We start from the raw sequence: 9,713 nt of genomic DNA, 5'->3' as shown, positions 1-9,713 counted from the left end.
GGCATCAACGAGAAGGGCGACTTCATCACCCTGCCGATGCGGACCTACTCGTCCGGCATGGCGGCGCGGCTGCGCTTCTCGATCGCGGCGGCGAAGGACCACGACGTCCTGATGATCGACGAGGCCCTGGCCACGGGCGACCGCAAGTTCCAGAAGCGCTCCGAGGCCCGCATCCGTGAGCTGCGCAAGGAGGCCGGCACGGTCTTCCTGGTGAGCCACAACAACAAGTCGATCCGCGACACCTGCGACCGCGTCCTGTGGCTGGAACGCGGCGAGCTGCGGATGGACGGCCCGACGGACGAGGTGCTCAAGGAGTACGAGAAGTTCACGGGGAAGTAAACCCTCCAGCCGCCCCACGCGTCATCACAGGCCCCACCGGTTTTCTCCCGGTGGGGCCTCTGATATGCCTGTAGATACCAACTACATGGCGATCAAGGGTCAAAGGAGGGTCAACTTCCTTGGCCTGAAGGAATCTTGGCCACGATCGGTGTGTTGTTGTGATGTGCAGAACACCCCGCCGTCGCGGACATCGTTGTACAACGTAAGCTGTACCGGTGCCGATTCGCGGCAAGTGGGGCGATAATGCGCGACATCCCGGCTCGGTGGGGGAGAGCTCGCCGTGCGGGAGTCCGGGCGGCGTGTCCGAAATAGGATGGATTGCGTCCGCAGTGTAGAACGGGAGATGTGACGGTAATGGCTACGGAAACTCTCCAGCTCCACGAGGCTTTCGCCGTCCTCGCGGAAGCGGGCCGCGCCCGGTGACGATGACCTCCCGTGCGCGTCCGGAGGCCCTCGGGGCCCCGGAGACCGCCACCCTCGCCAAGGCCGCCGACGAGAACTTCCCGGTGGCCCCCTTCTTCCTGCCGCGTGCCTGGCGCGACGACCTCATGGCCGTCTACGGGTTCGCGCGCCTGGTCGACGACATCGGCGACGGCGACCTGGCCCCCGGCGGCGCGGACGCCCGGTACCTCGGCGTCTCACCCGAAGAGGCGAACGACCCGCTGGTGATGCTCGACGCCTTCGAGGAGGACCTCGCCCGGGTCTTCGACGGCGCCCCGCACCACCCGCTGCTCGCGGCCCTGCAGCCGACGGTCCGGCGCCGCTCGCTCACCCCCGAGCCCTTCCTCGGCCTGGTCCGCGCCAACCGCCAGGACCAGCTGGTCAGCCGCTACGAGACCTACGACGACCTGCTCGCCTACTGCGAGCTGTCCGCCAACCCCGTAGGCCGCCTCGTGCTCGCCATCACCGGCACCGCGACCCCCGAACGCATCCGCCGCTCCGACGCCGTCTGCACCGGGCTGCAGATCGTCGAGCACCTCCAGGACGTCGCCGAGGACCTCGGCCGGGACCGGATCTACCTGCCGGCCGAGGACATGAAGCGGTTCCACGTGCAGGAGGCTGACCTCGCCGCACCGAGCGCCGGCGCATCGGTGCGCGCCCTGGTCGCGTTCGAGGCGGAACGCGCCCGCGGCCTGCTGAATGAAGGCACCCCCCTGGTGGGTAGCGTCCCCGGCAGGCTGAAGCTGCTGCTCGCCGGGTTCGTGGCCGGGGGAAAGGCGGCGGTGCACGCGATCACCGCCGCTTCGTACGACGTCCTTCCCGGGCCGCCCAGGCCCACCGGGCTCCGGCTGCTGCGCGAGGCGGGAGCGACTCTGCGAGGAGAGGGGTGAGCCAGTCCGTGGAGTCTGACCAGCAGGTGTCGGCACCGGTGCTCGCCGCATACAGCTACTGCGAGACCGTCACCGGGCAGCAGGCCCGCAACTTCGCCTACGGCATCCGGCTGCTGCCGACCGCGAAGCGGCGCGCGATGTCGGCGGTGTACGCGTTCTCGCGCCGTGTCGACGACATCGGCGACGGCACGCTCGAGCCGGACGTCAAGGCGGAGCGGCTCGGCGAGACCCGGGCCCTGCTCGCCCGCGTCCGCGACGGCGAGGTCGCCGAGGACGACACCGACCCGGTGGCCGTCGCGCTCGCGCACGCCGCACACCGCTTCCCGATCCCGCTCGGCGGGCTCGACGAGCTCATCGACGGCGTCCTGATGGACCTGCGCGGCGAGACGTACGAGACCTGGGACGACCTCAAGGTCTACTGCCGGTGCGTGGCCGGCGCCATCGGCCGGGTCTCGCTCGGCGTCTTCGGCACCGAACCGGGGGCGCGCGGTGCCGAGCGGGCGCCCGAGTACGCCGACACGCTCGGCCTCGCGCTCCAACTCACCAACATCCTCAGGGACGTCCGCGAGGACGCGGAGAACGGGCGCACCTATCTGCCCGCCGACGACCTCGCCAAGTTCGGCTGCTCCGCCGGGTTCGACGGCCCCACGCCGCCGGCCGGCTCGGACTTCGCGGGCCTCGTGCACTTCGAGGTCCGGCGCGCCCGCGCCCTGTTCGCCGAGGGGTACCGGCTCCTTCCGCTGCTCGACCGGCGCTCCGGCGCCTGTGTCGCCGCGATGGCCGGGATCTACCGCCGTCTGCTCGACCGCATCGAGCGCGAGCCCGAGGCCGTGCTGCGCGGCCGTGTCTCGCTGCCCGGCCGCGAGAAGGCGTACGTCGCCGTGCGCGGCCTGTCCGGCCTCGACACGCGATCCGTCGCCCGGGCCACCCTGCGGGGGCGCGCCTGATGAACACCGCACGAACGGACACCGGACCGGCCGCGGACGCCACCGACCGCACCGGCGGCACACGGCGGGCAACCCTCCGCCACAGCCCGGCGTCCCAGCAGGCGACGGACCGTCGCGGCGGCACCACACCCGTCGCGCACCGGCACGCGCGCGCCGTACGCACCGGCCGTCCGGCCGGCGCCGTCGAGGGGGAGGACGCATGAGTGACAGACACCCGGACACCGCGTCCGGCGCACGGCCCACCGCGGTCGTCGTCGGCGGCGGTCTCGCCGGCGTCACCGCCGCGCTCGCCCTCGCGGACGGCGGCACGGACGTCACGCTCCTGGAGGGACGCCCCCGGCTCGGCGGACTCGCCTTCTCCTTCAAGCGCGGCGACCTGACCGTCGACAACGGCCAGCACGTGTACCTGCGCTGCTGCACCGCCTACCGCTGGTTCCTCGACCGCATCGACGCCACGTCACTCGCGCCCCTGCAGGAACGTCTCGACGTGCCGGTCCTCGACGCCGACCGCAACCGCCTCGGCCGGCTTCGGCGCACCGGACTGCCCGTCCCGCTGCACCTCGCGAAGAGCCTGGCCACGTATCCGCACCTGTCCCTGGCCGAACGCGCCAACGTGGGCCGCGCCGCGCTCGCCCTCGGCAAGCTGGACCCGCTGGACCCGGCGCTCGACGACCAGGACTTCGGCAGCTGGCTCGCCGCGCACGGCCAGTCGCCGCGCACCGTCGAGGCGCTGTGGGACCTGGTCGGCGTCGCGACCCTGAACGCGGTGGCGGGGGAGTCCTCGCTGGGACTCGCCGCCATGGTGTTCAAGACCGGGCTGCTGTCCGAGAACGGCGCCGCCGACATCGGCTGGGCGCGCGTGCCCCTCGGTGAACTCCACGACACCCTGGCCCGCAAGGCGCTCGACTCCGCGGGCGTACGCATCGGACTCCGTACACGCGTCACCTCCATCTCCCGTACCGAGAACGGACGTTGGGCCGTGGAGGTTCCCGCGGGGTCGGACGCGGCCGGTGAGGTGCTCCACGCCGACACCGTCGTGCTCGCCGTCCCGCAGCGCGAGGCCCACGCCCTGCTGCCGGACGGCGCCCTCGACGCCCCCGAGCGGCTCCTGAGGATCGGCACCGCGCCGATCCTCAACCTCCACGTCGTCTACGACCGCAAGGTCCTCAAGCGGCCCTTCTTCACGGCGATCGGCTCGCCCGTGCAGTGGGTCTTCGACCGCACCGAGGCCTCCGGCCTCACCGAGGGGCAGTACCTCGCCGTCTCCCAGTCGGCGGCCCAGGACGAGATCGACGCGCCCGTCGCCACGCTCCGCGAGCGCTACCTGCCCGAGCTGGAGCGGCTGCTGCCCGCCGCGCGCGGGGCCGGGATCCTCGACTTCTTCGTCACCCGTGAGCGGACCGCCACGTTCGCCCCGGCCCCCGGCGTCGGCGCCCTGCGCCCGTCGGCCCGTACCAAGGCTCCCGACCTCTTCCTGGCCGGCGCGTGGACCGCCACCGGCTGGCCCGCGACCATGGAAGGCGCGGTGCGCAGCGGTGTCGGCGCCGCCGACGCGGCCCTCGCCGCCCTCGACCGCCCCCGCGGCCATCTGTTCCGGGAGGCGGCGTGAGCATCGAACTTCCCACGGCGCAAGCGCCGACATCCGGACAACAAGGAGAGACTGTGCCACCTGTGCCCTCGGCCCAAGAGGCTGCCGACGCGGTGGACGTGACCGCGCTGCTGGAGCGCGGCCGAACCCTGGCCACGCCGGTGCTCAAGACGGCCGTCGAGCGCCTCGCACCGCCCATGGACACCGTCGCCGCCTACCACTTCGGGTGGATCGACGCCGCGGGCAACCCGTCCGACGGCGACGGCGGCAAGGCCGTGCGCCCCGCCCTCGCCGTGCTCTCCGCGCAGGCCGCGGGCGCCGCCCCCGAGGTCGGCGTGCCCGGCGCCGTCGCGGTCGAACTGGTCCACAACTTCTCGCTCCTGCACGACGACCTGATGGACGGTGACGAGCAGCGCCGGCACCGCGACACGGTGTGGAAGGTGCACGGCCCGGCCCAGGCCATCCTCGTCGGCGACGCCCTGTTCGCCCTGGCCAACGAGGTGCTCCTCGAGCTGGAGACCGTCGACGCCGGCCGCGCCGCGCGCCGGCTGACCACCGCCACCCGGGCGCTGATCGACGGCCAGGCGCAGGACATCAGCTACGAGCACCGCGAGCGCGTCAGCGTCGTGGAGTGCCTGGAGATGGAGGGCAACAAGACGGGCGCCCTGCTCGCCTGCGCCTCCTCCATCGGCGCCGTCCTCGGCGGCGCCGACGACGCGACCGCCGACGCGCTGGAGAAGTACGGCTACCACCTGGGCCTCGCCTTCCAGGCCGTCGACGACCTGCTCGGCATCTGGGGCGACCCCGAGTCGACCGGCAAGCAGACCTGGAGCGACCTGCGCCAGCGCAAGAAGTCGCTGCCCGTCGTCGCCGCGCTCGGCTCCGCCGGACCCGCCTCCGAGCGGCTCGGCGAGCTCCTCGCCGCCGACGCGAAGAACGCCGACTTCGACACCTTCACCGAGGCGGACTTCGCCGCCCGCGCCGCCCTCATCGAGGAGGCGGGCGGGCGCGAGTGGACCGCCGAGGAGGCACGGCGCCAGCACGCCGTCGCCCTCGAAGCCCTGGACACGGTCCAGATGCCCGCTTCGGTGCGCGCGGAGTTCGCCGCGCTCGCCGACTTCGTCGTCGTACGGAAGAGATGATCGCTATCGGCCGCATATAGATCGCAGTCGCCGGCCGGTGTTCCACCGGGGCATCGGCCGACGGTTACCCAGCATCAGAACCACTGTATGAAGGGATAGCCATGACAGCGACGACCGACGGAAGCACCGGAGCCGCAGCTCCCGAGGCACCATCGGCCACCACTGCCCCTCTGACCGAACCGAACCCCCCGGAGGCCGGTACCCGGGCCGCCGCCGGACGAGCCATACAGCGCGCCACGGACTTCCTGCTCGCCCGGCAGGACGACCGCGGCTGGTGGAAGGGCGACCTCGACACCAATGTGACGATGGACGCCGAGGACCTCCTGCTGCGCCAGTTCCTGGGCATCAGGGACCGGGCCACGACGGACGCCGCGGCCCTGTTCATCCGCGGCGAGCAGCGCGCGGACGGCACCTGGGCCACCTTCCACGGCGGCCCCGGCGAACTGTCCACCACCATCGAGGCGTACGTCGCCCTGCGGCTCGCGGGAGACGCCCCCGACGACCCGCACATGGCGAAGGCCTCGGCCTGGGTCCGTGAGCGCGGCGGCATCGCCGCGAGCCGCGTCTTCACCCGCATCTGGCTGGCCCTGTTCGGCTGGTGGAAGTGGGACGACCTGCCCGAACTGCCGCCCGAGCTCATCTACTTCCCGAAGTGGATGCCGCTCAACATCTACGACTTCGGCTGCTGGGCCCGGCAGACCATCGTGCCGCTCACCGTGGTCTCCGCGAAGCGCCCGGTGCGCCCCGCGCCCTTCCCGCTCGACGAGCTGCACACCGACGCGCGCGACCCGAACCCGGCCAAGCCGCTGGCGCCCGTGGCCAGTTGGGACGGCGCCTTCCAGCGGCTCGACAAGCTGATGCACGGCTACCAGAAGGTCGCTCTGGGGCCGCTGCGCAGGGCCGCCATGAACGCGGCCGCCCGCTGGATCATCGAGCGCCAGGAGAACGACGGCTGCTGGGGCGGCATCCAGCCGCCCGCCGTCTACTCGGTGATCGCCCTGCACCTGCTCGGCTACGACCTCGACCACCCGGTCCTCAAGGCGGGCCTGAAGTCCCTCGACCGGTTCGCGGTGTGGCGCGAGGACGGGGCCCGCATGATCGAGGCCTGCCAGTCGCCCGTCTGGGACACCTGCCTCGCGACCATCGCCCTCGCCGACGCCGGACTGCCCGCCGACCACCCCGCGCTCGTCCGGGCCGCGGACTGGATGATCGACGAACAGATCGACCGGCCCGGCGACTGGTCGGTGCGCAAGCCGCAACTGGAGCCCGGCGGCTGGGCGTTCGAGTTCGACAACGACAACTACCCGGACATCGACGACACGGCCGAGGTCGTGCTGGCCCTGCGCCGGGTCCGCCACCCCGACCCGCAGCGCCTGGAGCGGGCGATCGAGCGGGGCGTGCGCTGGAACCTGGGCATGCAGTCGAAGAACGGCGCGTGGGGCGCCTTCGACGTCGACAACACCAGTCCGTTCCCCAACCGGCTGCCGTTCTGCGACTTCGGTGAGGTCATCGACCCGCCGTCGTCCGACGTCACCGGGCACGTCGTCGAGATGCTCGCGGTCGAGGGCATGGCCCACGACCCGCGCACCCGGCGCGGCATCGAGTGGCTGCTCGCCGAACAGGAGCCGAACGGCGCCTGGTTCGGCCGCTGGGGCGTCAACTACATCTACGGCACCGGATCGGTGGTCCCCGCCCTGGTCGCCGCCGGGCTGCCGGCCGCCCACCCCGCGATCCGCCGCGCGGTCACCTGGCTGGAGTCGGTGCAGAACGAGGACGGCGGCTGGGGCGAGGACCTGCGCTCGTACCGCTACGAGGACTGGAAGGGCCGCGGCGCCTCCACCGCCTCGCAGACCGGCTGGGCGCTGCTCGCGCTGCTCTCCGCCGGCGAGCGGGAGTCCAAGGCCGTCGAGCGCGGCGTCGCCTTCCTCGCCGACACCCAGACCGAGGACGGCACCTGGGACGAGCCGTACTTCACCGGGACCGGCTTCCCCTGGGACTTCTCCATCAACTACCACCTGTACCGGCAGGTCTTCCCGCTGACCGCGCTCGGCCGGTACGTCCACGGCGAACCGTTCACGGACCGCATCGCGGCCCCGGCCGAGGGGAGCTGATGACCGAGCACCCGACGGCCGCACGACCGCCTCAGGCCGCACCGCTGCTCGTCGCCTGCGCGCTGGGCATCGAGCACCTCGCCCTGCGCACCGGTGGCCGCGGCGGCGCGCGCACCCCGGTCCGCGTGCTGCGGACGGGGATGGGTCCCCGGGCCGCCGAGCGAGCCACCCGCACCGCACTCGCCGATCCGGCGCTGCGCGACGCGGCGGTCCTCGCCACGGGCTTCTGCGCCGGACTCGCGCCCGGCATGCACCCCGGCGACCTCGTCGTCGCCGAGCAGACCCGCGACCCGTACGGCAGCACGGCCTGCGACGGCACCGAGCTCCTCGTGAAGGAGCTCGTCAAGGCGGTGCCCGGGCGGACCGTGCACACGGGACCGCTCACCGGTTCCGACCACGTGGTGCGCGGGCCGGAGCGCGGTGACCTGCTGGCCACCGGCGCGATCGCCGTCGACATGGAGTCGGCGGCCACCCTGCGCACGGCGGCCGCGGCCACCGGGACGGTCCGCCGCCCGGTTGCGGCCGTCCGGGTGGTCGTGGACTCTCCAGAACATGAACTCGTCCGGATCGGCACGCTGCGCGGTGGACTATCGGCTTTCCGCGTTCTTCGTGCCGTGCTTCCCGTTTTTTTCGAATGGCACCGTTCTTTGCTGCTCCCTCGGAGGTGAGCCAGATGGCCATGCCGCTCCGCCAGTCCATCAAGGTCGCGACGTACCTCGCTGAACAGAAGATCCGCAAGCGGGACAAGTTCCCCCTCATCGTCGAACTGGAGCCGCTCTTCGCCTGCAACCTCAAGTGCGAGGGCTGCGGCAAGATCCAGCACCCGGCCGGGGTGCTCAAGCAGCGCATGCCCGTCGCCCAGGCCGTCGGCGCGGTCCTGGAATCGGGTGCGCCGATGGTCTCCATCGCCGGTGGGGAACCCCTGATGCACCCTCAGATCCACGAGATCGTGCGGCAGTTGGTGGCGAAGAAGAAGTACGTCTTCCTCTGCACCAACGCGATGCTGCTGCGCAAGAAGATGGACAAGTTCACGCCGTCGCCGTACTTCGCGTTCACCGTGCACATCGACGGCATGCGCGAGCGCCACGACGAGTCCGTCGCCAAGGAAGGCGTCTTCGACGAGGCGGTCGAGGCGATCAAGGAGGCCAAGCGGCGCGGCTTCCGGGTCACCACGAACTCGACCTTCTTCAACACGGACACCCCGCAGAACATCATCGAGGTGCTCAACTACCTCAACGACGACCTCAGCGTCGACGAGATGATGATCTCGCCTGCCTACGCCTACGAGAAGGCACCCGACCAGGAGCACTTCCTCGGTGTCACCCAGACCCGGGAGCTGTTCAAGAAGGCCTTCGCGGGCGGCAACCGGCGCCGCTGGCGGCTCAACCACTCGCCGCTGTTCCTCGACTTCCTCGAGGGCAAGGTCGACTTCCCGTGCACGGCCTGGGCCATCCCGAACTACTCGCTGTTCGGCTGGCAGAAGCCCTGCTACCTGATGAGCGACGGGTACGTCCCGACGTACAAGGAACTCATCGAGAAGACCGACTGGGACGCGTACGGCCGCGGCAAGGACCCGCGCTGCGCCAACTGCATGGCGCACTGCGGCTACGAGCCCACCGCCGTCCTCGCCACCATGGGATCCCTGAAGGAGTCCCTGCGCGCCATGACCGAGACCGTCGCCGGGAACCGTGGGTGACGGCGCCGTGAGCACCGGAGAACCCGTCTCACTGGGCCTCCCCGAGGTACCGGTCCGACCGATCGCCGAGCGGCGCGTCAGCCGCCGGATCCAGGTCGGACCGGTGGCCGTGGGAGGCGGCGCACCCGTGTCCGTGCAGTCGATGACGACGACACGGACCTCGGACATCGGGGCCACGCTCCAGCAGATCGCCGAACTGACCGCCGCGGGCTGTCAGATCGTGCGGGTGGCGTGCCCCACCCAGGACGACGCGGACGCGCTCGCGACCATCGCGCGCAAGTCGCAGCTCCCCGTGATCGCGGACATCCACTTCCAGCCGAAGTACGTGTTCGCGGCGATCGACGCCGGATGTGCGGCGGTCCGCGTCAACCCGGGCAACATCAAGAAGTTCGACGACCAGGTGAAGCAGATCGCACGGGCCGCCGCGGACGCAGGCACCCCGATCCGGATCGGGGTCAACGCGGGTTCGCTGGACCGCCGGCTGCTCCAGAAGTACGGCAAGGCCACCCCCGAGGCGCTCGTCGAGTCCGCGCTGTGGGAGGCGTCCCTCTTCGAGGAG

General features: G+C 71.7%; 9 protein-coding genes and 1 pseudogene. All 10 read left to right on the top strand.

What is annotated here, in order from left to right; translation table 11 throughout:
* Positions 1-339 (top strand): annotated as a pseudogene (locus GTW43_RS21840) (ABC transporter ATP-binding protein); the annotation flags it as partial.
* A 425-nt stretch (positions 340-764) separates the two neighbouring features.
* Positions 765-1,670: a squalene synthase HpnC gene (hpnC, locus tag GTW43_RS21835; protein WP_161303705.1), complete on the top strand. Its 906-nt coding sequence runs from the start codon at positions 765-767 to the stop codon at positions 1,668-1,670.
* A complete protein-coding gene (gene hpnD / locus GTW43_RS21830) occupies positions 1,667-2,617 on the top strand; it encodes a presqualene diphosphate synthase HpnD (RefSeq protein WP_161303703.1) in 951 nt (316 codons plus the stop codon). The genes hpnC and hpnD overlap by 4 nt, the downstream gene beginning before the upstream one ends.
* Complete coding sequence (locus tag GTW43_RS21825; protein WP_161303702.1) at positions 2,617-2,820, top strand: hypothetical protein; 204 nt, start codon at positions 2,617-2,619, stop codon at positions 2,818-2,820. Before hpnD ends, GTW43_RS21825 begins: the two co-directional genes overlap by 1 nt.
* Positions 2,817-4,226 carry a hydroxysqualene dehydroxylase HpnE gene (hpnE, locus tag GTW43_RS21820; protein WP_161303701.1) on the top strand — a complete coding sequence of 470 codons (1,410 nt, stop codon included), beginning with the start codon at positions 2,817-2,819 and terminating at the stop codon, positions 4,224-4,226. Before GTW43_RS21825 ends, hpnE begins: the two co-directional genes overlap by 4 nt.
* A 62-nt stretch (positions 4,227-4,288) precedes the next feature.
* Complete coding sequence (locus GTW43_RS21815; protein ID WP_343246085.1) at positions 4,289-5,347, top strand: polyprenyl synthetase family protein; 1,059 nt, start codon at positions 4,289-4,291, stop codon at positions 5,345-5,347.
* A gap of 101 nt (positions 5,348-5,448) precedes the next feature.
* Positions 5,449-7,458 (top strand): squalene--hopene cyclase, encoded by a 2,010-nt coding sequence (gene shc, locus GTW43_RS21810; RefSeq protein ID WP_161303700.1) that lies wholly within the window; start codon positions 5,449-5,451, stop codon positions 7,456-7,458.
* Positions 7,458-8,126 (top strand): 1-hydroxy-2-methyl-2-butenyl 4-diphosphate reductase, encoded by a 669-nt coding sequence (locus GTW43_RS21805; protein WP_161303699.1) that lies wholly within the window; start codon positions 7,458-7,460, stop codon positions 8,124-8,126. The genes shc and GTW43_RS21805 overlap by 1 nt, the downstream gene beginning before the upstream one ends.
* A gap of 5 nt (positions 8,127-8,131) precedes the next feature.
* Entirely contained in the window at positions 8,132-9,154 is a 1,023-nt protein-coding gene (hpnH, locus tag GTW43_RS21800; protein WP_161303698.1) for an adenosyl-hopene transferase HpnH, read from the top strand.
* 7 nt (positions 9,155-9,161) lie between these two features.
* Positions 9,162-9,713 (top strand): flavodoxin-dependent (E)-4-hydroxy-3-methylbut-2-enyl-diphosphate synthase (locus GTW43_RS21795; RefSeq protein ID WP_161303697.1); only part of this gene is annotated, 552 nt, incomplete at its 3' end.

This window comes from Streptomyces sp. SID5785 (assembly GCF_009870065.1).
Lineage (GTDB): Bacteria > Actinomycetota > Actinomycetes > Streptomycetales > Streptomycetaceae > Streptomyces.
This window is presented reverse-complemented; position numbering and strand designations above follow the sequence as displayed.

Coding starts and splice junctions, on each gene's coding strand:
- hpnC (WP_161303705.1), top strand. CDS start 765: ATGACCTCCCGTGCGCGTCCGGAGGCCCTCGGGGCCCCGGAGACCGCC.
- GTW43_RS21825 (WP_161303702.1), top strand. CDS start 2,617: ATGAACACCGCACGAACGGACACCGGACCGGCCGCGGACGCCACCGAC.
- hpnE (WP_161303701.1), top strand. CDS start 2,817: ATGAGTGACAGACACCCGGACACCGCGTCCGGCGCACGGCCCACCGCG.
- shc (WP_161303700.1), top strand. CDS start 5,449: ATGACAGCGACGACCGACGGAAGCACCGGAGCCGCAGCTCCCGAGGCA.
- GTW43_RS21805 (WP_161303699.1), top strand. CDS start 7,458: ATGACCGAGCACCCGACGGCCGCACGACCGCCTCAGGCCGCACCGCTG.
- hpnH (WP_161303698.1), top strand. CDS start 8,132: ATGGCCATGCCGCTCCGCCAGTCCATCAAGGTCGCGACGTACCTCGCT.